General features: G+C 59.3%; 27 protein-coding genes, 1 tRNA gene and 1 riboswitch. Of the genes, 12 read left to right on the plus strand and 16 right to left on the minus strand.

Annotation, left to right across the window (positions count from 1 at the left end):
- Window positions 1-87: 87 nt before the first annotated feature.
- The gene (locus tag HCG46_RS09830) at window positions 88-891 is read left to right on the plus strand and encodes a pyrroline-5-carboxylate reductase dimerization domain-containing protein (protein ID WP_168686019.1); all 804 of its coding nucleotides are present in this window, start codon (window positions 88-90) and stop codon (window positions 889-891) included.
- 80 nt (window positions 892-971) lie between these two features.
- On the opposite strand, the gene HCG46_RS09835 is transcribed toward HCG46_RS09830, so the two are convergent.
- Window positions 972-2,630, minus strand: coding sequence for a lysine--tRNA ligase (locus HCG46_RS09835; protein WP_055658110.1), 1,659 nt, complete (start codon window positions 2,628-2,630; stop codon window positions 972-974).
- A 322-nt stretch (window positions 2,631-2,952) separates the two neighbouring features.
- On the opposite strand from HCG46_RS09835, the gene HCG46_RS09840 reads away from it, so the two are divergent.
- The 3 genes from HCG46_RS09840 (at window position 2,953) to HCG46_RS09850 (ending at window position 4,999) form a co-directional block, all read left to right on the plus strand.
- Window positions 2,953-3,366, plus strand: coding sequence for a tellurite resistance TerB family protein (locus tag HCG46_RS09840; protein ID WP_023001795.1), 414 nt, complete (start codon window positions 2,953-2,955; stop codon window positions 3,364-3,366).
- An 18-nt stretch (window positions 3,367-3,384) separates the two neighbouring features.
- Entirely contained in the window at window positions 3,385-4,485 is a 1,101-nt protein-coding gene (locus tag HCG46_RS09845; protein ID WP_168686022.1) for an alpha/beta fold hydrolase, read from the plus strand.
- Window positions 4,486-4,594: 109 nt separating this feature from the next.
- Entirely contained in the window at window positions 4,595-4,999 is a 405-nt protein-coding gene (locus tag HCG46_RS09850) for a hypothetical protein (RefSeq protein WP_023001797.1), read from the plus strand.
- 13 nt (window positions 5,000-5,012) lie between these two features.
- Here the strand turns inward: HCG46_RS09850 and apaG are convergent, their stop codons facing one another.
- On the minus strand, window positions 5,013-5,414 hold the full coding sequence (gene apaG / locus HCG46_RS09855; protein WP_023001798.1) for a Co2+/Mg2+ efflux protein ApaG: 402 nt from the start codon (window positions 5,412-5,414) through the stop codon (window positions 5,013-5,015).
- A 210-nt stretch (window positions 5,415-5,624) separates the two neighbouring features.
- On the opposite strand from apaG, the gene HCG46_RS09860 reads away from it, so the two are divergent.
- Window positions 5,625-6,242, plus strand: a complete 618-nt coding sequence (locus HCG46_RS09860) for a CDP-alcohol phosphatidyltransferase family protein (protein WP_031269656.1) — start codon at window positions 5,625-5,627, stop codon at window positions 6,240-6,242.
- On the opposite strand, the gene HCG46_RS09865 is transcribed toward HCG46_RS09860, so the two are convergent.
- Window positions 6,239-7,438 carry an O-succinylhomoserine sulfhydrylase gene (locus HCG46_RS09865; RefSeq protein ID WP_075281460.1) on the minus strand — a complete coding sequence of 400 codons (1,200 nt, stop codon included), beginning with the start codon at window positions 7,436-7,438 and terminating at the stop codon, window positions 6,239-6,241. The genes HCG46_RS09860 and HCG46_RS09865 overlap by 4 nt on opposite strands.
- A gap of 45 nt (window positions 7,439-7,483) precedes the next feature.
- A riboswitch (SAM riboswitch) is annotated at window positions 7,484-7,563 on the minus strand.
- Window positions 7,564-7,701: 138 nt separating this feature from the next.
- Between HCG46_RS09865 and HCG46_RS09870 the strand changes: the two genes are divergently transcribed.
- Both HCG46_RS09870 and HCG46_RS09875 read left to right on the plus strand, forming a co-directional pair.
- A complete protein-coding gene (locus tag HCG46_RS09870; protein WP_051990224.1) occupies window positions 7,702-8,838 on the plus strand; it encodes a 2'-deoxycytidine 5'-triphosphate deaminase in 1,137 nt (378 codons plus the stop codon).
- Window positions 8,839-8,844: 6 nt separating this feature from the next.
- A complete protein-coding gene (locus HCG46_RS09875; RefSeq protein ID WP_168686024.1) occupies window positions 8,845-9,393 on the plus strand; it encodes a YigZ family protein in 549 nt (182 codons plus the stop codon).
- 232 nt (window positions 9,394-9,625) lie between these two features.
- Here the strand turns inward: HCG46_RS09875 and HCG46_RS09880 are convergent, their stop codons facing one another.
- Complete coding sequence (locus HCG46_RS09880; protein WP_031269660.1) at window positions 9,626-10,426, minus strand: ion transporter; 801 nt, start codon at window positions 10,424-10,426, stop codon at window positions 9,626-9,628.
- A gap of 169 nt (window positions 10,427-10,595) precedes the next feature.
- On the opposite strand from HCG46_RS09880, the gene HCG46_RS09885 reads away from it, so the two are divergent.
- Window positions 10,596-10,669: transfer RNA gene (locus tag HCG46_RS09885), tRNA-Gly, on the plus strand.
- Between the two features lie 40 nt (window positions 10,670-10,709).
- On the opposite strand, the gene HCG46_RS09890 is transcribed toward HCG46_RS09885, so the two are convergent.
- Window positions 10,710-10,916, minus strand: a complete 207-nt coding sequence (locus HCG46_RS09890; protein ID WP_023001804.1) for a DUF1127 domain-containing protein — start codon at window positions 10,914-10,916, stop codon at window positions 10,710-10,712.
- 150 nt (window positions 10,917-11,066) lie between these two features.
- Here HCG46_RS09890 and HCG46_RS09895 point away from each other — a divergent pair, with 150 nt between their 5' ends.
- Both HCG46_RS09895 and HCG46_RS09900 read left to right on the plus strand, forming a co-directional pair.
- Window positions 11,067-11,516, plus strand: coding sequence for an Lrp/AsnC family transcriptional regulator (locus HCG46_RS09895; RefSeq protein ID WP_031269661.1), 450 nt, complete (start codon window positions 11,067-11,069; stop codon window positions 11,514-11,516).
- Window positions 11,517-11,697: 181 nt separating this feature from the next.
- Complete coding sequence (locus HCG46_RS09900) at window positions 11,698-12,579, plus strand: transporter substrate-binding domain-containing protein (RefSeq protein ID WP_209009431.1); 882 nt, start codon at window positions 11,698-11,700, stop codon at window positions 12,577-12,579.
- A gap of 31 nt (window positions 12,580-12,610) precedes the next feature.
- Here HCG46_RS09900 and HCG46_RS09905 read toward each other — a convergent pair whose 3' ends face one another.
- Window positions 12,611-13,456 carry a sterol desaturase family protein gene (locus HCG46_RS09905; protein WP_168686026.1) on the minus strand — a complete coding sequence of 282 codons (846 nt, stop codon included), beginning with the start codon at window positions 13,454-13,456 and terminating at the stop codon, window positions 12,611-12,613.
- Window positions 13,457-13,571: 115 nt separating this feature from the next.
- On the opposite strand from HCG46_RS09905, the gene HCG46_RS09910 reads away from it, so the two are divergent.
- Entirely contained in the window at window positions 13,572-14,219 is a 648-nt protein-coding gene (locus tag HCG46_RS09910; RefSeq protein ID WP_023001808.1) for an alpha/beta family hydrolase, read from the plus strand.
- A gap of 116 nt (window positions 14,220-14,335) precedes the next feature.
- Here HCG46_RS09910 and HCG46_RS09915 read toward each other — a convergent pair whose 3' ends face one another.
- The 3 genes from HCG46_RS09915 to HCG46_RS09925 are packed head-to-tail and all read right to left on the minus strand — an operon-like array spanning window position 14,336 to window position 17,458.
- Window positions 14,336-15,322, minus strand: coding sequence for an Hsp33 family molecular chaperone (locus HCG46_RS09915; RefSeq protein ID WP_023001809.1), 987 nt, complete (start codon window positions 15,320-15,322; stop codon window positions 14,336-14,338).
- A 10-nt stretch (window positions 15,323-15,332) separates the two neighbouring features.
- The gene (argF, locus tag HCG46_RS09920; protein ID WP_023001810.1) at window positions 15,333-16,262 is read right to left on the minus strand and encodes an ornithine carbamoyltransferase; all 930 of its coding nucleotides are present in this window, start codon (window positions 16,260-16,262) and stop codon (window positions 15,333-15,335) included.
- Window positions 16,262-17,458: an aspartate aminotransferase family protein gene (locus HCG46_RS09925; RefSeq protein WP_075281428.1), complete on the minus strand. Its 1,197-nt coding sequence runs from the start codon at window positions 17,456-17,458 to the stop codon at window positions 16,262-16,264. Before HCG46_RS09925 ends, argF begins: the two co-directional genes overlap by 1 nt.
- 441 nt (window positions 17,459-17,899) lie before the next feature.
- Here HCG46_RS09925 and HCG46_RS09930 point away from each other — a divergent pair, with 441 nt between their 5' ends.
- Complete coding sequence (locus HCG46_RS09930) at window positions 17,900-18,436, plus strand: GcrA family cell cycle regulator (protein WP_023001812.1); 537 nt, start codon at window positions 17,900-17,902, stop codon at window positions 18,434-18,436.
- 326 nt (window positions 18,437-18,762) lie between these two features.
- Here the strand turns inward: HCG46_RS09930 and phoB are convergent, their stop codons facing one another.
- The 7 genes from phoB to HCG46_RS09965 form a co-directional block, all read right to left on the minus strand.
- Window positions 18,763-19,464: a phosphate regulon transcriptional regulator PhoB gene (gene phoB / locus HCG46_RS09935; protein ID WP_023001813.1), complete on the minus strand. Its 702-nt coding sequence runs from the start codon at window positions 19,462-19,464 to the stop codon at window positions 18,763-18,765.
- Between the two features lie 80 nt (window positions 19,465-19,544).
- Window positions 19,545-20,240, minus strand: a complete 696-nt coding sequence (gene phoU, locus HCG46_RS09940) for a phosphate signaling complex protein PhoU (protein ID WP_023001814.1) — start codon at window positions 20,238-20,240, stop codon at window positions 19,545-19,547.
- Between the two features lie 31 nt (window positions 20,241-20,271).
- Window positions 20,272-21,033 carry a phosphate ABC transporter ATP-binding protein PstB gene (gene pstB / locus HCG46_RS09945; protein WP_228148061.1) on the minus strand — a complete coding sequence of 254 codons (762 nt, stop codon included), beginning with the start codon at window positions 21,031-21,033 and terminating at the stop codon, window positions 20,272-20,274.
- A 47-nt stretch (window positions 21,034-21,080) separates the two neighbouring features.
- Window positions 21,081-22,433 carry a phosphate ABC transporter permease PstA gene (gene pstA, locus HCG46_RS09950; protein ID WP_023001816.1) on the minus strand — a complete coding sequence of 451 codons (1,353 nt, stop codon included), beginning with the start codon at window positions 22,431-22,433 and terminating at the stop codon, window positions 21,081-21,083.
- Window positions 22,433-23,902, minus strand: a complete 1,470-nt coding sequence (gene pstC, locus HCG46_RS09955) for a phosphate ABC transporter permease subunit PstC (RefSeq protein WP_023001817.1) — start codon at window positions 23,900-23,902, stop codon at window positions 22,433-22,435. The genes pstA and pstC overlap by 1 nt, the downstream gene beginning before the upstream one ends.
- A gap of 65 nt (window positions 23,903-23,967) precedes the next feature.
- Window positions 23,968-25,008, minus strand: a complete 1,041-nt coding sequence (locus HCG46_RS09960; protein ID WP_023001818.1) for a substrate-binding domain-containing protein — start codon at window positions 25,006-25,008, stop codon at window positions 23,968-23,970.
- A gap of 354 nt (window positions 25,009-25,362) precedes the next feature.
- Complete coding sequence (locus tag HCG46_RS09965) at window positions 25,363-26,313, minus strand: substrate-binding domain-containing protein (RefSeq protein WP_286185239.1); 951 nt, start codon at window positions 26,311-26,313, stop codon at window positions 25,363-25,365.
- Window positions 26,314-26,416 lie beyond the last annotated feature (103 nt).

Consider the following 26,416-nt stretch of genomic DNA (forward strand, 5'->3'; position numbering starts at 1 on the left):
CTCTGCTCAATTGTGTTCCGCCGGTTTCTTATTTTTCCTGATTGGTATTAGGCTTCGGAGTTCGGAAGTCCCGGATCTGGAGTATTCATGACTGGAGAAATCAAGGTCGGTATCATCGGTGGAACCGGGCAACTCGGCAGCGCCATTGCGACGGCTTGGCTGGAAAGCGGCTGTGTCAAACCTCGCCAGCTCTGGATATCCAATCGATCCGGAACTGCCGCACGCTTCGAAAGCTGGCCGGAGATCACCTTCACCGCATCCAATCAGCTTCTGGCTGACGCCTGTGATGTCATCCTTCTGTCGGTTCCGCCAGCGCTTGTCGAAACGGTCAGCATTTCGGCGCCCGGAAAACTGGTGCTCTCGGTCATGGCGGGTGTCTCACGTGAGAGGCTCAAAACCCTCACAGGCTCGGAAAAGGTCGTTCGTGCCATGTCGAGCCCAGCGGCGGGCAAGCAGCTGGCCTACTCCCCCTGGTGTGCGGCTTCGTCGCTTTCGCAGGAAGACAGGGACCTCGTCCAGTCGTTGTTGTCGGCCTGCGGCCCGAGTGATGAAGTCCAGGACGAACAGCAGATCGAGGTCTTCACCGCCATAACCGGTCCGGTACCGGGATTTGCCGCGTTCTTCGCCGACTGCATTGTTGACTATGCAAGGTCAAACGGTGTCGACAGGCATATTGCCGAACGCGCCGCAAAACAGCTGATCCTGTCGGCTGGGCAAATCATCGCCGGTGACACCAGATCTCCGGCGGAACATGTTCAGGAGATGATCGACTACGCAGGAACGACTGCCGCCGGTCTCGTCAAGCTGAAGGAACTGGGTGTTTCGGATCTGATCAGTGAAGGGCTGGACGCCAGTACGGAGCGCGTCAGAACTATTGCCGGCAAAGACTGATACCGCGCTTCTTCCGCCGGAGAGCACAGCTGAAAACAAAAAAGCGGCGCTGGTGCGCCGCTTTTCCTGAAGTCTGATAATCAGGCTGTCAGTTCGCCAGCCAGTGCCTTGCGGATCATCTCACGCGTTTCGGCAATGCCGTAAAGAGCAACGAAAGACCCGAAGCGCGGTCCCTTTTCCTGCCCGAGCAGAAGCTGGTAAAGCGCAGAGAACCAGACGACGGACACGCCAGGACCACCATCGGGACCCTTTTTGGACGGGTCCTGATAACGCTCGATGGACCGGGCGACGTCCAGCACCGCATCCTGGATGGCACCGCCATCCGCATCGGCCGGCAGGGCGGCCAGTGTTTCGTCCAGTTTTTCGAGCGCAGTGCGCTCGACATCGTCCGGCACCTTGAACGACTTGGTCGGTTTGACGAAATCGTCGAAGTAGCGGATCGCATAGCCGACAAGCGCATCCAGTTCCGGATGGGTCGACGCCGTCACGCCCGGAGCGTAGCGGGAGATGAACGCCCACAGCACGTCCTTGTTTTCCGCGTTGGAGGCGGACACAAGGTTCAGCAGCATGGCAAAGGGCACCGGCATGTCGATCTTCGGAATGTTGCCCGAATGGATGTGCCAGACCGGGTTCTGAAGCTTCTGCTCGACCGGCATCTGCTCGTACTTCTGGACGAAGGTGTAATATTCGTCGACCGCCTTCGGAATGACGTCGAAATAGAGCTTCTTGGCCGTCTTCGGCTTCTGGAAATTGTAGAGCGCAAGGCTCTCCGGTGCAGCGTAGGTCAACCACTCGTCAATGGTCAGACCGTTGCCCTTGGACTTGGAGATCTTCTCGCCCTTTTCGTCCAGGAACAGTTCGTAGACAAAGTGTTCCGGAGCGGTCCCGCCCAGGATGTTGCAGATCTTGTCGTAGATCGGCGCATTGGTCATATGATCCTTGCCGAACATCTCGAAATCGACGTCAAGCGCAGCCCAGCGCATGCCGAAGTCGGGCTTCCACTGCAGCTTCACCTTGCCGCCGGTGACCGGCAGCGTGATGTCCTCGCCCGTCTCGTCCGCAAAGGTGATGGTGCCGTCCTTCGAATTGACGTCCTTCATGGGCACATAGAGCACGCGGCCGGACGTCGGCGAGATCGGCAGGAAGGGCGAATAGGTCGCCTGACGTTCCGCGCCGAGCGTCGGCAGCATCACGTCCATGATCTTCTGGTACTTCTCGGTCGCCCGGATCAGCACGTCATCGAACTTGCCGGCCTTGTAGTATTCGGTCGCGCTGGCGAATTCATAATCGAAACCGAAGGTATCCAGGAACCGGCGCAGCATGGCGTTGTTGTGCTCGGCGAAGCTTTCATAGTCGCCGCCGAAGGGGTTCGGCACCGCCGTCAGAGGCATCTGCAGATATGGCTCAAGCGCTGCGCGGTCCGGCACGTTTTCCGGGATCTTGCGCATGCCGTCCATGTCGTCGGAGAAGCACAGCAACCGCGTCGGGATCTTGTCTTCGGTCAGCAGCCGAAACGCCGTGCGCACCATTGTGGTGCGCAGAACTTCGCCGAAGGTGCCGATGTGCGGCAGGCCGGACGGGCCATAGCCCGTTTCAAACAGAACCGGTTTGTCCGTTCCCCGTTTCTCGATCCGTTTGACCAGTTTTCGCGCTTCTTCGAACGGCCACGCTTTCGATTTCGTGGCCGCCTCGACAAACTCTTGCGAAAGGTCAAGCGGAGGCAGGGATTGATCGGTCATTTTTCAAGTCGTTCTGTTCATGAGAATGGATGGAATGCAACCCGGTCGGTTTTTTGACTTTTCGGCCGGTTGCTGCGGCGCGACACTAGATCAACGCGCCTCTATGTGCAATCACATGAACACAGCTAAGTTGACCGAAATCTCGGGCTTTGCGAACTCTTTCCGCCTGCGGACATATCGCGCCGGAAAAAAGCGGATAACTCCGGTCAATCGATTGTCTCGTAGCGGTGACTTGAAGCTTGTCTTCCAACCCGTTACATCGGGCGCACGATCAAGAAGAAATTTTCCGTCTTTTGGCGCTACGGGAGAATGAATAGTGTCTATGAACGAGCCGATCAGCGTACAGGAAGCCCTTATCTACGTGATGGTTATCGTCTCGGCGTCGGACAACCAGATGACCGACAACGAACTGGCCACCATCGGCGACATGATCAAGATGCTGCCCGTTTTCAATGGCTATGACGGCAACCGGATCATCCCGGCAGCCCAGCGCTGCGGCGACATCCTGCAGGAAGACAACGGCTTGCAGCTGGTGCTGGAGCTGGTTGGCGACGTCCTGCCGGCAAAGCTTTACGACACCGCATATGCGCTTGGGGTTGAAGTCGCGGCTGCCGATCTCCACGTCGAGAAGGAAGAATTGCGCATCCTTCAGCTTCTGCGTGACCGCTTCAAACTCGACAAACTCACCGTTGCCGCAATCGAGCGCGGTGCGATTGCCCGTCACCGGACCATCTGATCCTCTCGGAGCAGGTATTTGAAAGCAACGAAGGCCCTCGCCTGGGCCGGGGCGGTATCAATAGCCGTCCTGGCAGGTGTTTTCCTGATCCTCCAGGGCCTTCAGGATTTCGATCTGTCTGAATACGAAAGCCGGCCGATTGCCTTTTCCTTCGACGGACATTCCGTCGCCGGAACGTTGCATCTGCCCCGCCTGCAAGATCCTGGGCACGCAAACCCGCCTCTGGTCCTGATCGTTCACGGGGACGGGCCAGCGGACCGCTATTCCGGCGGTGGGTACATGCCTCTCATCAGCCATCTTCTGGACAGCGGTCTTGCCGTCTATTCCTGGGACAAGCCTGGCGTCGGCGAAAGCCAGGGCAACTGGCTGTCCTTTTCCATGGATGAGCGAGCCCGCCTCGCGGCAACGGCCCTTGCGGCCGCCAAAGAACAGCCCGAATTGAAGACGTCTCCAGCCGGATTTCTCGGCTTTTCGCAGGCGGGGTGGGTTTTGCCCATTCTGGCGGAAGCGCCAGCGCAGGGCGATTTCTTCGTGATTGTCGGCGGAGCTGTCAACTGGCTGCGGCAGGCTGGTTATTATACCCGGCGCAGGCTGGACCTTGCAGGTGCAGACAGCAAGGCGATCGACAAGGCTCTCGCGCAGGACGCAAAAGACGGACAAAAGTTTCTAGACCGGGATTTTTCCTATCAGGACTATCTCGACAGCGGAATGGACAGGCTTCCGATGCCGGAAGATCGCTTCACCTTCGCGCGCCGGAATGCGGCCTCCGACTCCACCGCCTCCCTTGCCCGTATCTCCTCGCCCGTTCTGACACTGCACGGAGCAGAGGACCTCAATGTCGATCCTCATTTCAATTCCGGCATCTATCGAAAGATGCTGACGGACAACAATCCCGCCAACCGCTTCGTGATCGTCCCGGAAGCAACCCATGCGCTGTTGCGGGCGGAAGCCTTCAACTACCAGCTCGAAGGGCAAATGCCTTCCTGGTCGAAGGCCTTGTTCATGGTCCTGGGGCGCCGTGCCTACGCACCGGGCGCACTGGACACCATAACAATCTGGATCAAGGAACAGGCCTCAACAGCAAACAGCCTTTCAACTTCACCAGATCGATCAAATTGAACCCTTTTTGTTTTCGGTCCTTCAATCCGCCGCACCTTATCACCGGTGCGGGGACAGCACGCTTGTGGGCTGCCGGGACCTGTAGGTCCTTCAGTGCGGAGACAGGGACATGAGCAATCAGGCAATCGGAGAGCGGACAAGTGTGCGCTATCCACTGAGGCGACGCCGCCAGAGGCTGCGCGTACAGCGCCCCATGCCTTATGCTGTCCGGTACGTGCAGGTTCGCACCGCTCCAAAGCAGGCGAACTGGGGCACGCGAATGATGATTGCCTTTGCAGGCTTCGTCTGCGGACTTGCAGCCGACGCGCTGGTGATGTTTGCCGAAGACCATTTCCATCTGGCAAAGAACCGGGATCCGGATCTTTTCGCATGGGTGCTCGGCACCGGCTTTGCCGGCCATATCCTCTATCTGATCTTCGGAATACTAGCGGTCACGTTGCTGACGGCCTTCAACCGCCGCAAGTGGATCTTGTGGCTGCTGATCGGCTTTGTCGGCGGACTGCTGAGTATCTGATCGGCTGATAGCCTCAATTCAGGCTGTGGATCGCATCCGGCAGATCGAGTGAAAACGCCGGAATGACGACGTCGAACATGGAGCCGTCCGGACGTTCCATCGAGTAGGACCCGGCCATGATGCCGCTGTCGGTCGAAAGCGGGCAGTGCGACGAATACTCATAGGTCTCGCCGGGCTCTATCACCGGCTGTTCGCCGACCACGCCCTCGCCGCTGACTTCTTCCTGGCGCCCTCTGGCATCGGTTATCTGCCAGTAACGCGTCTTCAGCTGCACCGGTTCGCTGCCACCGTTGTGGATCTCGACCATATACGCCCAGATATACTCGCTCTCTTCCGGACGCGATTCATCGTCCAGATAAAACGGCTCGACGGAGACTTCGATCCCTTGGGTGATGGCGGTGTAACTGCCAGACACGGCTTTTCCTTAATTTCAGAACTGCGAACCTTGAAATAGACCGGTCCGAAGCGACTTCCACGGGTGGTGCCCGCTCGTTCAGGAGGGGCTTATAGGGCGAATGACGCAAGCGTGAAAGAGGGTTGTGACATATGAGGCCGGAATTGCTTGAGATTTGAGGCCGGATTTTGCAAGAACACCATCTGTCAGACCCAAAACAGTGATCTCTTCATGTTCGATGCCCACCTGCGCCCGCTGATCGATCCGCCGTTGAACCGGCTGGGCCTGATCCTTGCCGGCACGGGGCTTACTGCCAACAGCGTGACGCTGGCGGGCTTTGCTGCCGGTATGGGGGCAGCCATCGCTATCGCAACGGGTCATACCCTGATCGGCTTGTTCCTGATCGCGGTCAACCGATTTGCAGACGGTCTCGATGGCGCATTGGCCCGGGCAACGGCCAAGACGGATCTTGGCGGCTACCTCGACATCACACTGGATTTCTTCTTCTACAGCGCAATCCCTCTGGCCTTTGCCATACAGGACCCGGCCAGCAACGCTTTGCCGGCGGTGGCACTTCTTGCCAGCTTCTACGCGAACGGCTCGGCCTTTCTGGCCTTTGCCATCATGGCGGAGAAGAACAAACTGACCACCGACGCTCAGGGCTCCAAATCGCTCTATTACATAGGCGGGCTGGCCGAAGGTACCGAGACCATCGCGCTATTCCTGCTGATGGCCCTGGTCCCCGCCTGGTTTCCTGCGCTTGCCTATGGTTTTGCCGCGATATGCGTCGTGTCCGCCGGCGCCCGGGTGCTCATTGGCGTGAAGGCGCTGCGGCAGACAGGCCGTTAGATCGCCTGGAGCGCCTTCTCGATATCTTCCAGCAGATCCTGCGGATCCTCCAGACCGATTGAAAGCCGCAGGATACCATCGGTGATACCGAGTTCCGCGCGCGCTTCCTCGCCAATCGACTGGTGCGTTGTCGTCGCCGGATGGGTGATCAGGCTCTTGGCGTCGCCCAGGTTGTTGGAGATCTTGACGATTTCCAGCGCGTTTGTGAAACGGAACGCGGCTTCCTTGCCGCCCTCGATTTCCATCGCCAGCATGGTGGATCCGCCGCTCATCTGGCGTTTGGCAACATCGGCCTGCGGGTGGTCGTCCCGGCCCGGATAGATCAGCCGCGCGACCTTGGACTGGCTTGCCAGATAGTCGGCAATCCTGCCCGCCGTTTCCGTCTGGCGCGCAACGCGCAGCGGCAGCGTTTCCAGGCCCTTCAACAGGACCCAGGCACTGAACGGGCTCATGTGCGGACCGGTATGCTTGATGAAGGGCATGACCTCGTCGTTGATCCATTCCTCGTCCGACAGGATCACACCGCCGAGGCACCGGCCCTGGCCATCGATGTGCTTGGTGGCCGAATAGACGACCACATCGGCACCGAGTTGAAACGGCGACTGATACAGCGGGGTCGCAAACACGTTGTCGACGATCAGACGGGCACCGGCTTCCTTGGCGATCTGTGCCACGGCCTCGATGTCGATGACTTCCAGCGTCGGGTTGGTCGGGCTTTCCAGAAACAGGGCCTTGGTGTTCGGCCGGACAGCCGCCTTCCACTGCTCGATGTCCGTTCCGTCTACCAGCGTGCTTTCAACGCCGAAGCGCGGCAGCAGTGTTTCGCAAATATAGCGGCAGGAGCCGAACAGGGCCTTGGCGGCAATCACGTGATCGCCTGCCCTTACCGCTGCCATCAGCGCCAGATTGACGGCCGCCATGCCGCTGGCGGTTGCCCGCGCGGCCTCAGCCCCTTCAAGTGCCTTGATCCGGTCCTCGAACATGGTGACGGTCGGGTTGGCATAGCGCGAATAGACATAACCCGGGTCCTCGCCATTGAACCTGGCCTCGGCAGCTTCGGCACCGCTGTAGGTGAAGCCCTGGGTCAGGTAGATGGTCTCCGAGGTCTCACCAAACGGTGACCGCATGGTGCCGCCATGAACCAGAGTGGTTGCAGGGCGCCAGTTCTTGTTTCCGGTCTTGGTGGTCTCAGTCATGTCTTTCATTCGCTCCAAACGCAAAAAACCCCAGCCTCAAGACCGGGGTTCTCACCTCCGGCCTTTTTAGCAACTTGTTTAACGTGGCTGCAAGCCGGCCGGCCCAAATCACCACGAAGTGAGCCTGTCCTACGGGAAAAGCAGGCACAGGTCAATTGTCTTGCGCACGATCCCTTCAAAAGCCCCGTTCTGCCAGAATGCCTGTTGGCGCGGGCGGCCCGATCCTTTAATGACCATAGACCAGCATAATGCGGAACATCTTCATGAACGTCACAGCGGGTCAGGTCTTGAACGGAAGCGCACTTCTCACAGCAAACGGCATTTTGCCGGAACGGGTAATCCAGGCCATGTTCGCCGCCGGAGAGATTTCAGCGGACGCGCCGCCTGTCACCGGTCAGATACAGCCTGCCAGCCTCGACCTGCGTCTGGGCAAGGAAGCCTACCGGGTGCGTGCCAGCTTCCTGCCGGGCCCCGACATCCAGGTAGCAGCTCGGCTTGAGCAGATGAAACTGCACACGGTCGACCTGAGCGAAGGTGCCGTCCTTGAAACAGGCTGCGTCTATATCGTGCCGCTGCAGGAAAGCCTCGCCCTGGCTCCCGATATTTCGGCAACTGCCAACCCGAAAAGCTCGACCGGCCGCCTGGACGTCTTCACCCGCGTCATCACAGACAACGGCCTTGCCTTCGACACCATTCCGGCCGGCTACACCGGTCCGCTTTATGCCGAAATCTCGCCGCTGACCTTTCCGATCCTCGTGCGGTCCGGGTCCCGCCTCAGCCAGATCCGCTTCCGGCGCGGTCAATCGCTCATTCCCGATGCGGAGCTGGAAGAGGTGCACAAGGCCCACACATTGATGAGCGGCGGCAACGAGCGCATCGGCAACGGTGTGCAGCTCTCCATCGATCTGGAAGGGACCGGACCCAACAGCCTGATCGGATATCGCGCCAAGCAACACTCCGGACTGATCGATGTCGATGTCGTCGGCGCGCAGGACGTCCTGGATTTCTGGGAACCTATCTATCGCCGCCAACGGGCGGAACTTATCCTCGATCCGGATGCATTCTATATTCTGGTCAGCCAGGAAGCTGTGCATGTGCCGCCGGACTATGCGGCCGAAATGGTGCCGTTCGATCCGCTCGTCGGCGAATTCCGCGTCCATTATGCAGGCTTCTTCGATCCCGGTTTTGGTCACGCCAGTGCCGGTGGTGTCGGCTCGCGCGCGGTTCTTGAAGTCCGCTCACATGATGTCCCGTTCATCGTGGAACACGGCCAGACCATCGGGCGTCTGGTCTATGAACACATGGCGGAGCGCCCGGCGACACTCTACGGTGAAGGCATCGGCTCCAACTATCAGGGCCAGGCACTCAAGCTGTCCAAGCACTTCAAGGCACCCGCCTGACCGCCGATGGCCCTGAAAACCGTCACCCGTGAGTTTGAAGGATTTCTGGAAGACCGGAAGTCCCGCTTTCTGGCGCATCTGGTGCCGGTGGACATGTTCGACCAGCGGATGGAAGAGCTGCGCAAGGAGCACAAAAAGGCCAATCACATCGTCACGGCGCACCGGAGACTTCTGGAAGACGACCGGATTGAGGAGAGCGGCAAGGACGACGGTGAACCGGCTGGCACCTCCGGCATGCCGACATTGCGCGTGCTGCAAGGCGCCGAACTGATCAACTGCGCTGTTCTGATCGTGCGTTATTTCGGCGGTACGAAACTCGGCGGTGGGGGCCTGGCCCGGGCCTATTCAGGCGCAGCGCAGGATGCGATCAACAACGCCGACCTGATACTGTTTCAAAAGATACTGTCGAAAACAGTTCGCGCAGATTTTGCGTCCGGATCGGAACTGGAACGGCGGATCGAGACCCTCGGCCTCACCGTCATGGCGCGCGACTACACCGAAGACGGAGTGACGCTGACCGTCGAAGGGCCGGAAGAGGTTCTGGCTGAACTTTAGAGAGCGTCGACGTCCCGTCACTCCTTCCAATTCACTAGGGCCAGCCCCTCCCCCGGTCGTTATTGCCGGGCTTGATCCGGCAATCCATACCGGAATCTTGGTGACAAAGAGGCAATTGGCTCAGGAAACGGAGCGTCCTGGTTCCCACGGTTCAGCAATGGGACGACGCATCAGATCGTGGATAGCTCTTGGTTTATCCGCTGACGCCACTGTTTCAGTCCACCACGCCGCCTTACGTCCGCGTCTTGCCGGCTTCCGCCTTCAGCTCCTTCAGTTCTGCTCGAAGCGCCCTGACCTCTTCCAGGATCAGCCCTGTGTCGTCATGGATGGCCTGGCGGTTGGCGTCGGCTTCAGCCTCGTGTTCCTCCTGCATGGCGGAGACGATGATACCGATGAAGAGGTTCAGCACCGTGAAGGCCGTGCACAGGATGAAGGGGACAAAGAACAGCCAGGAATAGGGATAGACATCCATGACCGGACGCACGATGCCCATGGACCAGCTTTCCAGGGTCATGACCTGGAACAGCGTGTAGAGCGATGCGCCGAGATTACCGAACCATTCCGGAAAGGCTTCTCCATAGAGCTTGGTCGCCATGACGGCGAAGACGTAAAAGACCAGCGCCATCAACACGACGATGGAGCCCATGCCCGGCAGGGCGGCCACCAGCCCGCCGATAACACGGCGCAGGGACGGTACGACGGAAATGAGGCGCAGAGCCCTCAAAATTCGAAGCGACCGCAGAACGGACAGGTTGCCTGTTGCCGGCATCAGCGAGATTGCAACAATGCTGAAGTCGAAGAGGCTCCAGGGGTCCTTGAAGAACTTCAGGCCATGAGCATAGAGCCGCAGAGCCAGTTCAACGACGAATATGCCCAGGATCACCTGATCGACCAGCCTGAGGAAACTGCCTACCTCTGCCATGACAGCAGGACTGGTCTCCAGACCGAGCGTCACCGCATTCAAAACGATAACGCCGATGATGCAGACTTCCCAGTTGCGTGAGGTGACCAGCGCCCTGACCTGATTTCGCATATATATGACCCGGTTTGATGTCTTTTCGTGCGTACCGCACTGCCCGGGCCGGAACATGGCGATTTCAGCGTCGCAGCGCAAGATCGCAGCGCTTTGGAAAAGCATCTACCCATCAGACAAGCGTGCTTGACAGGTCGGGCAAGTCGGCGCAGAAAGCTCATCAGGTTCGGCGGGTGTAGCTCAATGGTAGAGCAGAAGCTTCCCAAGCTTAAGACGGGGGTTCGATTCCCCTCACCCGCTCCAAACAACCAATCCAATTCCTGATTTTCCCAGTGACTTTTCTTCAGCGCAGCGTTTCGCCGACCTGTGGGGTTTTCCGGACATCAGCGCGGCTGAGGCCAACATCCTTCAAGAGATAGTCGGGCAGATCCGCTAGGTGGGCCATGTCGCGCCGACGGCGCAGGCACTTCAGCGCAAAATGCAAGACGGCAGCACCGAGACCGGCTCTACGGACGCGCGCCAGGTGCAGAGGTACAAGGTGATCGGTCATCTGTTTTGCTCCTTTCCAACGGACAGGAGTAAGTTTAGAAAAAGCCTCTACGGACAGTGCGCAAAATTCTCAAAATTGAGCGATAAATTCGCAAAAATTCCGATTTTGAGATAAACTACCGCACAATTACGCCGAACAGGACTTTTCAACATGGATCTGGACGATTTCGATCATCAGCTGCTGCATCTCCTCAGTCTCGATGCCCGCCAGACCGGCAAGGAGCTTTCCGAGAAAGTTGGCCTGTCTTCTGCCGCCTGCCTGCGCAGGGTGCAACGCCTGAGAGAAGTCGGGGCGATCGAGCGGGAAGTGGCCATCGTGTCACCGGAGGCAACGGGCGCCTCCGTTACCTTGCTCGTGATGCTGATGCTGTCGCGTGGACAGCCGGAACGCATGGCGAAGTTGCGGCAGAAGTTGCTGAAGCTTCGGGAAGTGAAAAAGATCTACCACGTCACGGGCCCGGCCGATCTGGTACTCACCGTGCAGTGTTCTTCCATGGAAGCCTATGCAACTTTCACCGAAGCGCATTTCTATGAAGACGACATCAAGGGCTTCGATACGATCGTCGTCCTGCGCTCCTATGATCCGGAACCGGAGACCTGACCGCATTCCGCGGAATTCAGTCGACGCTGTGAATGTCAGAGGTCACGCGTTTGTTTTCAGGAATGCCTCGTGCCATCTTCGACGGAGCGGGCTGACAAGCGCTGCCGGTTCGCGATATTCTGTCTGCGCGATTCCCGGCGCGTATTGCCGACCATGACTTGATACGGAACGAGACGTCCGCGTGCCAGCTTCACTGCCACTTCTCAAGACTATCTGCCGCGTTGCAGCCGGGCTGCTGACGCTTGGCACTTTGGCGCTTGGTACTTTGGCGCTCGGCATCCTGTCGGTTTCAGCCCAGGAGGCTTCGGTCCGCGTTCCCAATTTCTGGGATCCGAAAGCCGTCCACGACCGGCCAAATGCCATTCCGGACAAGATCCAGTTTCTGGCAACCGACGGATATCCGCCGTTCGTCTTTCGCGACCAGCATGGCCGGCTCACCGGCTTTAACGTCGATCTCGCCCGGGCACTGTGCCAGGAACTGGGCAGTTCCTGCGCCCTGCGCATCAAGGACTTCGAGGTTCTTCTGCCTGCACTGGACGAAGAAGAAGGTGACGCGATTATCTCCGGCCTGTCGCGCAGCCTCCCCTCCACGCGCCGCCTCAACTTCACCGAGGACTATCTGAAGCTGCCGGCGCGGTTTGTGGTTCGGGCGTACAACGCGTCCGATTTCAACGAGCAGGCGCTCACCGGCAAGCGGATAGCCGTTGAAGCCGGGTCCCGCTACGAGGCGTTTGCCAAGCGCTTCTTTCCTGATGCCGAGATCATCAGTCTGGAAACCGCAGAGGCGACACGTGAGGCGGTCAAGGGCGGTTCGGCCGATGCTCTGTTCGGCGACGGCCTGAACCTGTCCTTCTGGCTGCCGAGCGAAGCTGCAGATGGCTGCTGTGCCTTTGCCGGTGGCCCGTGGCTGGAGCCGGGCTATTTTGATGAAGGCATGGCCATTGCGACCCGCCAGGACGATCCGGAACGGGCTGCGGCCCTCACCTATGCCTTGCGCCAGCTTCACCAGAAGGGCATCTACCGCGAGCTTTACCTGCGCTATTTTCCAATGAGCTTCTTCTGACCTTTCCGGCCATTCCCGACATAGAATCAGGTCAGCTTTTGCCTTTCGCGTCCTCGACACGCGCCGCCTTCCGGCGGTCCGGATTTTTCAGGAACGGGATCGCCAGGCTGAAGGGAAACGAATGCGCACGCGGCGTGAGCGCGGCACCGAGCCCGATTTCCATCGTCTCCTGTCCTTGCTCGGGATCTTCCACGTAGGTTCCGAACAGGCGGTCCCAGACCGAAAGATAGAACCCGTAGTTGGAATCCGTCTCGTGCGGTAGCACCGAGTGATGAATGCGGTGCATGTCCGGAGTGACGATCAGAAACCGCAAGGGGCGGTCCAGCCAAAGCGGCAAGCGGACATTGGCGTGGCTGAAAACCGCAGAGCCGTTGAGAACGATCTCGAAGATCAGCACGGCTTCAACAGGACCGCCGAGGGCGATGATGACCAACCCCTTCCAGAGGAAGGACAGCAGAATTTCGATCGGGTGGAACCTGAGCGCGGTTGTTGCGTCCACCTCACTATCTGCGTGGTGCATGCGGTGAATGCGCCAGAACAGAGGAACCTTGTGTGAGACCAGGTGCTGGAACCACACCGCAAGATCGAGCACGACGAAGGTGATCAGACCGGCCACAACACCCGACCAGCCGAGCAATGCAAAGAGGCCCCAACCCTTTTCCTGCGCCAGCATTGCAAGGCCGACGCCGCCGATGGGGAAGATCAGCCGCACCAGAAGGGCATCAAGCAGAACAATGCCCCAGTTGGTCGGCCAGCGCTTCAAACGGCTGCTCTTCAGGCGCCGCCGTGGCAAGCCAGCCTCCAACAGCGCCATTATCAGAAAGATGCCGCCGAAACAGGCCATGCGAACCTGGTTGATGTCGATCTGGTCAAACATGGGGTCTTTTGAAACGTCCTGACTAATGCTGCTTGCCACGGTCCCGATGGCACGATAGGGCGATACGACAATACTCCTGATATCATTCCTTGCCGCTGCGACAGATCACATCATCATGACCGACTTTCTCTGGAACCGCCCCGAAACGCCACCTGTGGCAACACTGCTGCTGGCCCATGGCGCTGGCGCAGCCATGGACTCAACCTTCATGAACAAGCTCGCGGCAGCCCTCGCGAGCCAAGGCATTGCGGCCGCACGTTTTGAATTTGCCTATATGGCCGGCCGCCGGACGGGAGGCCCGAAAAAGCCGCCGCCCCGGGCCGACAAGCTGATTGCCGAGTTCCAGACCGCCCTGCAATCTGTCCTCAGCCAGAGCGACGGCCCTCTGCTGATCGGCGGCAAATCGATGGGTGGTAGGGTCGCCGCGATGCTGGCAGGCGGCGGCTCGCTGCCTGGCCGCGCCAAGGGCGTTGCCTGTTTCGGCTACCCTTTCCACCCGACCGGCAAGGCCGATGCCGAGTGGCGGCTCCAGCCGCTGCAGGACGCCAAACGACCGGTTCTGGTTCTCCAGGGCGACCGGGATCCGTTCGGCTCGAAGGCGGAACTCGATGAAGTCACCTTGCCAGCTCATGTCAGCCTGACTTATCTGGAAGACGGCAACCACGACTTCGGACCGCGCGGCAAGTCGCCGGCGACACTCGACGGCAACATCAAGCTGGCAGCCGAAGCAGTCAGGGCATTCGTGGATCGGCTCACGAGTTAGGGCTCACTACGTGCCCGGACAAGCGCAGCGCAAGTCCAGGGCTTACGCGGAAGGCAGCAAGGAAAAAGCCCGGACCGTTTCCGATCCGGGCTTTTTGAATTTCACGACAGTCCGGCTTACTGGCCGGGCTTGCCGTCGAATTCGTAGCTGGTGCTGCAGAACTCGCAGGTGACGATGATCTTGCCGTCGACAGTCATGTGGTCGACGTCGTCGTCGCTGAACCCGGCGAGAACATTCTCGATCTTCTCGCGAGAGCAGCTGCACTTGTCGACCAGCGGCTGCGGCTCGAAAAGGCGGACGCCGCGTTCGTGAAACAGCCGGAAGAGCAGCATTTCCACGCTGACTTCAGGATCAGTCAATTCGACATCCTTGACCGTTTCGACCAGTACCTTGGCTTCCACCCAGGCATCGTCCTCGTCAATCTCGTGCGGGCTCGTGCCTTCCGGGGCATTGCCCGGATCGATGTCAGCCTGGCGCATGCGTTCCGGCGCTTCGGGCAGGAACTGGATCAGGATCCCGCCGGCTGTCCAGGTTTTCACGTGACCCTCGCCTTCCTGGCGGGTGAACAGTTCACCAACACCAAGACGAACTTCTGTCGGGATCTGCTCGGATCGCTCGAAGTACCGGCGTGCGACTTCTTCCAGCGACACACCATCCAGCTCCACCAGTCCCTGGTAGCGCTGCATGTGCATTCCCTGGTCGATGGTCATCGCCAGATGTCCGTGCCCGAGAAGGGCCTCCTGCGTCGCCTTGCCGTCAGCCATCAGCGCTGCGACTTCAGCAGCATCGAAGGTTGCGCAGGCGCGGATTGCGTCGGGTGACTTGAAGTCAACGACCAGCATGGACACCGGCCCCTTCGTCTGCGTCTGCAGCGTGAAGCGACCGTCGAATTTCAGCGACGTGCCCAAGAGGCTCGTCAGGACGATCGCTTCCGCCAGCAGGCGCGAAACCGGTTCCGGATAGGCATGCCGGTCCAGAATTTTTTCCAGGACAGGACCAAGCGCGACCGCACGGCCGCGCACATCGAGCCCTTCCACGGCAAAGGGCCGGACAGCGTCCAGCCCTGCAGGCGTAATGCCCAGTTCATCAAGATTAAGTGCCACTTGGCTTGCCTTATGCTGCGCCGAAGCACCAGGCCAGAATGCCCTTTTGGGCATGGAGCCGGTTTTCGGCTTCGTCAAACACAACGGAGTTGGGACCGTCCATGACGTCCGAGGTGACTTCCTCACCCCGGTGGGCCGGCAGGCAATGCATGAACAGGGCGTCCTGGTTTGCCTCAGCCATCAGGCGTTTGTTGACCTGATAGGCGCTGAGGAGGTTGTGACGCGATTCCGCATCGTCATCCCCCATGGACACCCAGCAGTCGGTCACGACACAGTCGGTCCCCTTGACTGCCTCATATGGGTCCGTCGTGACCTGAATGGAACCACCCTTGGCACGAGCAGTTTCAATCAGGTCCATCGGCGGCGCCAGTTCACCCGGCGTCGCGATGCGCAATTCGAAATCGAAGCGCGGCGCGGCATGAATCCAGGAGGCCAGCACGTTGTTGCTGTCACCGGTCCAGGCAACGCTCTTGCCCTTGATCGAACCGCGATGCTCTTCAAAGGTCAACAGATCCGCCATGATCTGACAGGGATGCGAGAGCTTGGTCAGGCCGTTGATCACCGGCACTGTCGCATTTTCGGCAAGTTCACGCAGGTCGTTGTGATCGAGGATGCGGATCATGATCGCGTCGACGAAGCGCGACAGAACCTGCGCCGTATCGGCTATTGTCTCTCCGCGGCCGAGCTGCATTTCCGCACCGGTCAGCATCAAGGTCTCGCCGCCAAGCTCGCGCATGCCGACATCGAAGGAAATGCGCGTACGGGTCGACGGTTGCTCGAAGATCATGGCCAGCACCTTGCCGGCCAGAGGGCCCTGGCCGCGATGCACGCCGTTACGGCTCGACTTGATCTTCCGGCTGGTGTCCAGGATGGCGCGCAGTTCGTCGCCTTCGAAGTCCGTCAGATCCAGAAAGTTCCGGTAGGTTCCGTTTGCGGTCATCAGGCCGCTCCTTCCGCCAATTTCGCTTCCATGGCGACAGCAGCCTGTTCCAGGCGCTCGACAGCAATGGAAATTTCCTCTTCGCTCATGGTCAGCGGCGGCATGATGCGCACCACGTTATCGCCGGCAGGAACTGCCAGCAGACCGGCTTCACGGGCTGCAAGCACATAATCTGCTACCGGCACCACGCATTTCAGACCGAGCATCAGGCCGTTGCCGCGCACTTCGGCCAGAACGTCCGGATGGCCGTCCACCAGTCCGGCCAGCTTCTGCTTGAAGCTGAGCCCCTTCTGACGGACACCTTCCAGGAACCCGTCTTCCAGAACGACGTCCAGAACGGCATTGCCGACTGCCATGGCCAGCGGATTGCCGCCAAAGGTGGTGCCGTGTGTCCCGGGGGACAGCGCCGCAGCGGTTTCTGCCGTTGCAAGACATGCGCCCATCGGGAACCCGCCACCGATACCCTTGGCGATTGCCATCAGGTCCGGTTCCACGCCCGTCCACTGGTGAGCGAACAGCTTGCCGGTCCGTCCGACACCGGTCTGGATCTCGTCGAAGATCAGCAGAATGCCGTTGTCATCACAGATCTTGCGCAGCGCACGCAGGAAATCGGCCGGAATTTCGCGGATACCGCCCTCGCCCTGCACGGGCTCGATCGCGATCGCGGCCGTTTGCGGACCGATGGCATCTTTCAGCGCATCAAGATCTCCTGCCGGCACCTGGTCGAAACCGGGAGCCTTCGGGCCAAAGCCTTCAAGATATTTCGCCTGGCCGCCAGCCGCGATGGTCGCGATGGTCCGGCCATGGAAAGCGCCTTCGAAGGTCACGATGTGGAACCGCTCGGGGTTGCCGTTGTCATAATGATAACGGCGCGCGCATTTGATGGCAGCTTCCATCGCTTCCGCACCGGAATTCACGAACAGCACCTTGTCGGCAAAGGTTTCCGCGCACAGGCGCTGCGCCAGCCGTTCGCCATCCGGGATCTGGTGCAGGTTGGAGGTATGCCACAGCTTGGCTGCCTGATCCTGCAATGCCTTGACCAGATGCGGATGGGCATGACCGAGTGCGTTGACCGCGATGCCGGAACCGCAATCGAGGAATCGTCGGCCATCGGTGGTAACCAGCCAGACGCCTTCCCCATGATCGAAAGACAGGTTCGATCTTGCGTAATTTCCGAATAGTGCAGTCGCGGACATAACCTCGTTTGTCTCCTTTAAACGCCCCTGCTGTCCCCTGCGTCGCCCCGACGCCGGGCCGTCACCTTGAAAAGATGCCGAAGGGCCAAAACGCAACGTGCCGCCCCGATGAGGCGGCACGCAGCGGCTTTCTTATACACTGCCGGTACCATGCACTGTCAATGGAAATGGCGCACAAGACATTTCATGTGCCGCGGAGGGCGGATTTCATAAAATTCTCAATGACCTCGCCATAATTGGGGAAAAGTCGTTTCATCCCCAACTGGTTTGGGTCGAGTGGTTGCCTGACAAATTAACGTTATTGTAACCTCTCAGCAATCAGACACGAGATCTCGTGAGGCAAATCACCAAGAGGCACTAGATCTGCCAGCATTAAGCGTGCTTGCGCATGCTTAACACGGGGTTAATGGCCGCAGGACGGTCAAACTAAAGGGTGCGGCAATGAGTTGGACAAACGAACGAGTTGAGCTTCTCAAAAAGCTTTGGGGCGACGGCTTGAGCGCAAGCCAGATCGCAGGCGAACTGGGTGGTGTTACCCGTAACGCCGTGATCGGCAAGGTGCACCGCCTTGGCCTGTCCGGCCGCGCCAAGTCCACCTCTTCAAGCGCCAAGCCGCGCCGGCCGCGCACCGCAGCTCCTGCAACGGGTGCAGCGCCGAAGAAACCGACGACGTCACATCCGCAGTCGATCGGCGCAACGGCCCTGAAAGCAGACATCTCGCCTGCACCAGTGGTGGCTGCCAAGCCGCGCGTAGAGCCGATTGCAGAGCTCGTTCCGATCTCGCAGCGGGCTACCATCCTGACGCTGACCGAGCGGACCTGCAAATGGCCGATTGGCGACCCGGCGACCGACGACTTCTACTTCTGCGGCCGCCAGTCCGATGCCGGCGTCCCCTACTGCGCTCATCACTGCAAGATCGCGTATCAGCCGGTCGCCGACCGCCGCCGCGATCGCAAGACGATGGCTCAGGCAGGCTGATAGCCTCGCACCTAACCAATTCATGAGAAAGCCCGCCATCTGGCGGGCTTTTTTTTGTTTGGGCCTTCCATTGACCAGATGCCCGACCCCGACCAGTGACCTCCCACGGCTTGTTCTTGGCACCGCTCCATGCCGTTTCCGTTCCATCAAAACAAACCTTGTTTGACCACTCCGCCACGACAGGGACCGCAGGATCAGCCCCGACACCGACACAACTGATGGGGTTGTCGCAGAAGAGAACCTTGCTCCGCGAAAGGCACATAACCGCTGAGAAACAAAAAGCCCGCTAGAAAGCGGGCTCCTTAATTCCATTCTGCAAGTTGCCCTCAGGCAGTGGCAGAGGTGAACTGGTCATTGAAGGCGTATCCGGCACCACGGACGGTACGGATAGGATCCTTTGCCTTGCCCTTGTTCAGAGCCTTGCGCAAGCGACCGACGTGAACATCGACAGTGCGTTCGTCCACGTAGACATCGTGACCCCAGACCCCATCCAGCAGTTGTTCGCGGGAGAAGACACGGCCAGGCGATGTCATCAGGAATTCCAGCAGGCGGAATTCCGTCGGCCCCAGGTGTATTTCCTTGGTGTTGCGGCGAACGCGGTGCGTTTCACGATCCAGTTCGATATCGCCGGACCGCAACATGCTGGACACCACTTCCGGGCTTGCCCGGCGCAGGATGGCGCGCACGCGGGCCATCAATTCCGGTACCGAGAAGGGCTTGACCACGTAGTCGTCGGCACCGGTCGACAGGCCGCGGATGCGCTCTGCTTCCTCACCGCGTGCCGTCAGCATGATGACCGGCAGGCGCTCGGTGTCCTCGCGCGCCCGCAGGCGGCGGCACAGTTCAATTCCGGACAGGCCCGGCAGCATCCAGTCGAGCAGCAACAGATCCGGCAGGCTTTCCCGCAGGCGGATTTCCGCCTCGTCACCCCGGACACAGGACTCGACCGAGTACCCTTCCGCTTCCAAATTGTATCTCAATAGAAGGCTGAGCGGTTCTTCGTCTTCAACGATGAGCACCTTCGGCATACATCTCGCTCCAATTACCGCAACCGGCGCCGAAGCGCCGGCCGTTAAGATCTTCTGCAAATCCGACGATTACCGGCGGGTCAGACCGCGCCTGTTTCGTCGACCTTTGCCCGGTCTTCCGGCAAACGCTCGCCAGTGACCATGTAGTAGACGTTCTCGGCGATATTCGTCGCGTGATCGCCGATGCGCTCGATGTTCTTTGCGCAGAACAAGAGATGGACGCACTGGGTAATGACCCGCGGGTCTTCCATCATGTAGGTCAAGAGTTCGCGAAAGATCGACGTGTAGATCGCGTCGACTTCGGCGTCGGCTTCCTGAACCCGGCGGGCGGCTTCCGCATCCTTGCGGGCGTAGGCATCCAGCACCTGCTTGAGCTGCGAAAGAGCGAGTTCCGTCATGTGCTCCACACCGATCGCGAGCTTCTTGGACTGCAAGTCGCTGTCGATGGCGATGACGCGCTTGGCAACGTTCTTGGCAAGATCGCCAACACGCTCCAGGTCATTGGCAATGCGCGTTGCGGCGGTGATTTCACGCAGGTCCTGCCCCATCGGCTGACGACGGACGATCAGCTCGATCAGCTTCACTTCAAGTTCGTTGTAAAGGCTGTCCAGACGGACATCGCCCTTGATCGTCGCCTTGGCAAGCTCCAGATCCTGCGACACCAGCGCGGACACCGCATCGGCGAAAGCCTTTTCGGCAATACCACCCATTTCGGCAACCTTGCCGGCCATGGCCGTCAGTTCGTCATCGTAAGCCGAGACTGTATGTTCAGACATCCTGTGTCCCCTTCAGAAACCTAAAAAATGCTTAGCCGAAGCGGCCCGTAATATAGTCCTGCGTACGCTTGTCCTTCGGATTGGTAAAGATGTCCTCCGTCAGACCTTCCTCCACCAGAACACCCAGATGGAAGAACGCGGTACGCTGAGACACACGGGCAGCCTGCTGCATCGAGTGGGTCACGATCACGATGGTGAAGTTTTCCCGCAGTTCGTCGATCAGCTCTTCCACCTTCGCGGTCGCGATGGGGTCAAGCGCCGAGCACGGTTCGTCCATCAGGATCACTTCCGGGCTGACGGCAATCGCACGGGCAATGCACAGACGCTGTTGCTGACCGCCCGACATGCCGGTGCCCGGCTCGTCCAGACGGTTCTTGACTTCTTCCCAAAGCCCGGCCTTCTGCAGGCTGGAGGCAACGATTTCATCAAGCTCGGACTTGTTGCGGGCCAGACCATGGATCCGCGGACCGTACGCAATGTTGTCGTAGATCGATTTGGGAAACGGGTTCGGCTTCTGGAAAACCATGCCGACCTTGGCGCGCAGCTGTACGGGATCGACCTTGGGATCGTAGATGTCCTCACCGTCGATCTTGATCGACCCTTCCACACGGCAGATGTCGATGGTGTCGTTCATGCGGTTGATCGTCCGCAGGAACGTCGACTTGCCACACCCGGACGGACCGATGAAGGCAGTCACGGACCGCGGCTGAATCTCGATGTCCACGTCCTTGATGGCGTGGGTATCGCCATAATAGACCTGCACCTTGTTCGCGGAAATTTTGCTGTCGGTCATGGTTTTCGCCTGTTCAAAATTCGGCATCTCGTTCATCGGAGCAATCCTTACCAGCGGCGTTCAAACCTGCGGCGCAGGATGATAGCGATAATGTTCATGGTCATGAGGAAGACCAGCAGCACGATGATCCCGCCCCAAGCGCGTTCATAGAAAGCCGGGTCGGCGCGTTTCGCCCACTCGTAGATCTGGGCCGGCATGGCCGAGTTCGGAGAGAAGAAACCGGCAGCCACACCGTCCGGGAAATTGGAGGCGATGAAACCGACCATCCCGATCAGCAGCAGCGGAGCGGTTTCCCCAAGCGCCTGTGCCAGACCGATGATCGTGCCGGTTAGAATGCCAGGCATTGCCAGCGGCAGGACATGGTGGAAGATCGACTGCATCTTGGAGGCGCCAATGCCAAGGGCCGCATCGCGGATGCTCGGCGGAACGGCCTTCAAGGAGGCGCGGGTGGATATGATGATCGTGGGCAGTGTCATCAACGTCAGTACCAGACCACCCACCAGTGGTGCGGATTGCGGCAGATGCATGAACTGGATGAACACCGCCAGACCGAGAATACCGAACACGATGGACGGAACGGCGGCCAGGTTGGAGATATTCACCTCGATCAGATCGGTGAACTTGTTCTGCGGAGCGAACTCTTCCAGGTAGATGGAAGCGGCCACGCCGATCGGCAGCGACAGGAACAGCACCACCAGCATCATGAACAGCGACCCGATCATGGACGCCCCGATGCCGGCCTGCTCCGGACGGCTGTCGGAAGCATCGGTCCCGGTGATGAAGGCCCAGTTGAAGCGCTTCTCCAGAATGCCGGCGGACTGCATCTGGTCCGCCAGATCCAGGTGTGCGGCATCCAGGTTCTTGTCTTCGGCAAGATCCTCGCGCTTGACGCGGCCCTTCAGGTAGCCGTCGACACGGGATGAGGCGATCAGCTCGAAGGTTACCGTCGTGCCGATCTTGTCCGGGTTGGCAAGTGCATAGTCACGAACCGTTGCGGCAGCCCCTGAGGAGAACAGCTTCTGCAGGTCCTTTGCCGACATGTCGGTGGTGATATTGAGGCCGGCAAGTTCCTTGGCAAAGGCGTCGTCGATAATGGCCCGGTACTTGGAGGTCTTGACCACCGACTTTTCCGCTTCGGCAATCTGCTCCTGATTGAGCGGGACATCCACCTTCAGGAAGGTCTGGCTGAAGGCGCCAAGGCCGTTGGACAGGATTGCCCACAACAGCGCAACGAGGAAGAACAGGCCGATGCCGATGGCAATGATGCCGTAGAGCTTGAAGCGCGCTTCAGCGGCGTTGCGCTTTCTGGTCAGCGGATCGAGTTCGAGGATCGACGTGGTCTTGTGCGGGGTCGGAGCACTGGTCTTGCCCGACGGTGGCGTAAGGGTCGTGTCGGTCATTAGTCGTACTGCTCCCGATATTTGCGCACGATGTAGAGCGCGACGATGTTGAGCCCCAGGGTCACGACGAACAGGGTCATGCCGAGCGCGAAGGCGACAAGGGCTTCCGGGGAGGCAAAGTCGGCGTCGCCGGTGAGCTGGCTGACGATCTTCGCGGTCACGGTGGTCATCGCTTCAAGCGGGTTCATGCTGAGACGGGCAGCTGCGCCGGCCCCCAGAACAACGATCATGGTTTCACCGATGGCGCGAGAGGCCGCCAGCAGGATGGCCCCGACGATCCCCGGCAGGGCCGCCGGCAGAATGACCTGCTTCACGGTTTCCGAATGGGTGGCACCAAGTCCGAGCGAACCGTCACGCATGGCCTGCGGCACAGCGTTGATGATGTCGTCGGAGAGCGAGCTGACGAAAGGGATCAGCATGATGCCCATGACAGCGCCCGCGGTGAACACCGAGGAAGCACCGGACATCCAGCTTACGCCAAGCGCACCGCCGGAGCCGAAGACGTTCATCAGAAGCGGCCCGACTGTCAGCAGCGCGAAGAGACCGTAAACGATGGTTGGAATACCGGCCAGGATCTCGAGCAGCGGCTTGGCGACGGCGCGTACGTGCGGCGTTGCATACTCAGACAGGTAGATGGCAGCGAACAGACCGATCGGTACGGCAACGGCAAGTGCAATCAGGGAGATATACATGGTCGCCCAGATCAGCGGCACGATCCCCAGCTCCGATCCACCGCCGAAGCTCGGCGCCCAGGTCAGGCCGAAGAAGAAATCAGCAGCCGGATAGAGCCGGAAGAACTCGACCGTGTTGAAGATCAGCGACAGCACGATGCCGACAGTCGTCAGGATGGCGATCGAGGCTGCTGCAATCAGGATATAGCGGACGACCGTTTCCACGACGTTGCGGGCACGGAAATCCTTGTTGGTGCGCAGAACACCGACAGCGAAACCGATCAGGCCGACCGCCAGAACGCCGATTGTCCGCAACAACAGGCCTGTACCCGAGATGCTGCGGTATGTCTGCGCGGCCCGCAACGTTTCGGCGGTCACTTCGGAACCGAGCGCGACACCTATCTCGCCGAGACGGCTGCGCACGTCGGTCAGATCGGTGCGGATGGAAGACGCCATGTCGGCCGACATGGCGCCCTGGGAAACGGCAAGGTCGAGCCCCTCGGCAACACGTACGACGTCGCTCATGACGAGGTCGAGCGAACTTGCGGCAATGGTCTCTTCGGAAATCTTGGAGGAAACCTGACTGTCAAGAATGATGGGCTGGAAGATCAGCCACGCAATGAGCAGCAGGAGGGCAGGAACCAATATCGAAACAACGACGTTCCAGCCGTAATAACCAGGCAGGGAATGGAGCTCACGCACATCCCCTCCGGCAGAACTTAAGGCTTTTCCGCGGCCGACTATGTATCCGGCGACAGCCAGAACCAGCAGCGCAATAAGAATATATGGAAGTGACATAGGGCGACCCAACCGGCAAAGAAGAAAGAAAGGGCGGCCGAAGCCGCCCTTCCGGAAAGATGTGCTTAGTTGCCCATCGTTTCTTCGGCTTCGATGGAAGCCTGCGTAGCTGCAAGCTCCGGATCGGAAACCAGGCCATACTGGGCCAGCGGGCCGTCCGGGCCAGCGATTTCGTCAGAAACGAAGAACTGAGCGTATTCTTTCAGGCCCGGGATAACGCCGATGTGTGCCTTCTTGATGTAGAAGAACAGCGGACGGGAAACCGGGTACTCACCCTTGGCGATGGTTTCGGTGGACGGAGCGATACCGGCCATCGTTGCCACTTTGAGTTTGTCGGTGTTGTTCTCGTAGAACGCCAGGCCGAAAACGCCAACGCCGTTCGGGTTGGAGTCGATGCGAGCCAGGGTCTCGGTGTAGTCGCCGTCGATGTCGACCGACTTGCCGTCCGTGCGAACTGCGATGCAGGCGTCTTCAGCGTCGTCTTCGGACATGCCGCCGTCGATCATGGCTTTCAGAGCGCCGGATTCTTCACAGCCAACAGCCAGAACTTTTTCTTCGAACACTTCACGGGTGCCGTGCTTGGTGCCCGGGATGAAAGCAGCGATTTCCGCGTCCGGCAGGGAAGCGTCAACTTCGGACCACTTGGTGTACGGGTTGTCGACGATCTGACCGTCCTTCAGGACTTTCGGGGACAGAGCGTTGAACCACTGAACCTGGGTGAATTCGTTGAAAGCCGGGCCGTCTTTCTGGGAAGCGAAGACGATGCCATCGTAGCCGATGCGGACTTCGATGATGTCTTTCACGCCAGCTTCGGCACAAGCCTTGATTTCCTTCTCGCGGATAGCGCGGGAAGCGTTTGCGATGTCGATGGTGTTTTCGCCAACGCCGGTGCAGAACTTCTTCAGACCAGCAGAGGAGCCACCGGATTCAACGACCGGTGTCGGGAAATCGGTGTTTTCGCCGAATGCTTCAGCAACGATGGAAGCATAAGGAAGAACCGTGGAGGAACCAGCAATCTGCACCTGGTCGCGAGCCTGAGCCGAACCAACGAATGCAGTGGAAGCAACGGCAAGAGCAGTTGCGCTAACGAGGGTCGTAAATTTCACTTGACCACTCCCTTTGAATGTCAAGGTTTCTAGATGATCACCGCGCTTGGATGTGCACGAGCGATGCGGGGAACCTAGGCTCCACGGATGAGAGTTCTATGACAGTTCCTTTTCAGTTTTGTGACAATTTAAGATGCTGAAATTACTCAAGAAAACCTGTTCCTTGACGGTTTTATGTCGCAAAGGGTCACAAAAACCCGTCTCGAGGTGCACATGGAGCAGCTCTCACTTGCCTCGGCAAAGCTGACAGGCATCTCTTTTATCCATCTGGCGAGCGTTATGCCTGATCAGGGAGGTTTTCAGGCACCTGCCGCAGCGGCCGAACGGGGTTTTGCATTGCCCGGTTCGGCTCGATCAGAGTTGCAAGGCCGGCAACGCCATTGCGTCGGTCGCCTCTTGCCTGCGTTTTTCGGCAGACAGGGGAATCAGTCCCTTGCTCGCCAGATACCCATCGTCGCCCCAGGCCTCTTCGCTGGTGAAGGCAGCCACATACTCCTCCATGCCAGGAATAAGGCCGACGTGTTCCTTCTTGATGTAGAAAAACAGCGGGCGGGACACCGGGTATTCCCCTGAGGCAATCTTTTCGAACGTCGGCTCGACCCCGTTGACGCCGACGCTCTGGATCTTGTCCCGGTTCTGCATCAGGAAGGAATAGCCGAAGATGCCGACCGTCACGGGATTGGCCTCCAGAGCACCGACGATCAGGTCGTCGTTCTCGCCCGCTTCGACAAAGCTGCCGTCCCGGCGAATGCGCGTGCAACCGTCCTTTTCCAGATCCTTGACCGTCTTGCAGCCTTCTTCCATGACAAGTTCCTCGAACGCGTCACGGGTGCCGGAGGTCGGAGGCGGTCCAAGCACCTCGATTTCCTCATTCGGCAAGTCCGCATCAATGTCAGACCAGGCGAGGTTGCCGTTGTCGACAAGCTGTCCGTCCTTCGGAAGTTTCTCGGCCAGCGCCTCGAAAATCTGCTCCACGGTCAGGGTGAATTTCGGGCCATTGCGCGAATTGGCCAGCACGATGCCATCATAACCGATTTCCACTTCGACCGGCGTGACACCGTTTGCGAGACAGGTGTCCAGTTCCGAAGGCTTCATGCGCCTGGATGCATTGGTGATGTCCGGCGTGTGTTCACCAACGCCCTTGCAGAACAGGTTGAAACCGGTACCTGAGCCCGTGGATTCGACAATCGGGAACTTTACGCCGTTGCTGCCGACTGCTTCTGCGACCGCGGTCGCAAACGGAAATACCGTGGACGAGCCGACGATAAGCAACCGGTCACGGGCTTCGGCGGTCAGGGATGCCAAACAAAAAACGCCACACAACACAGCGCGGGCTGAAAAATACATCGGCACGTTAAAACTCCTGGACAAAATGCTGGCGCGATCCGGCTAGACAGGCCTTCCTTTA

It is taken from the genome of Labrenzia sp. PO1 (assembly GCF_012273635.1).
Taxonomy (GTDB): domain Bacteria; phylum Pseudomonadota; class Alphaproteobacteria; order Rhizobiales; family Stappiaceae; genus Roseibium; species Roseibium algicola.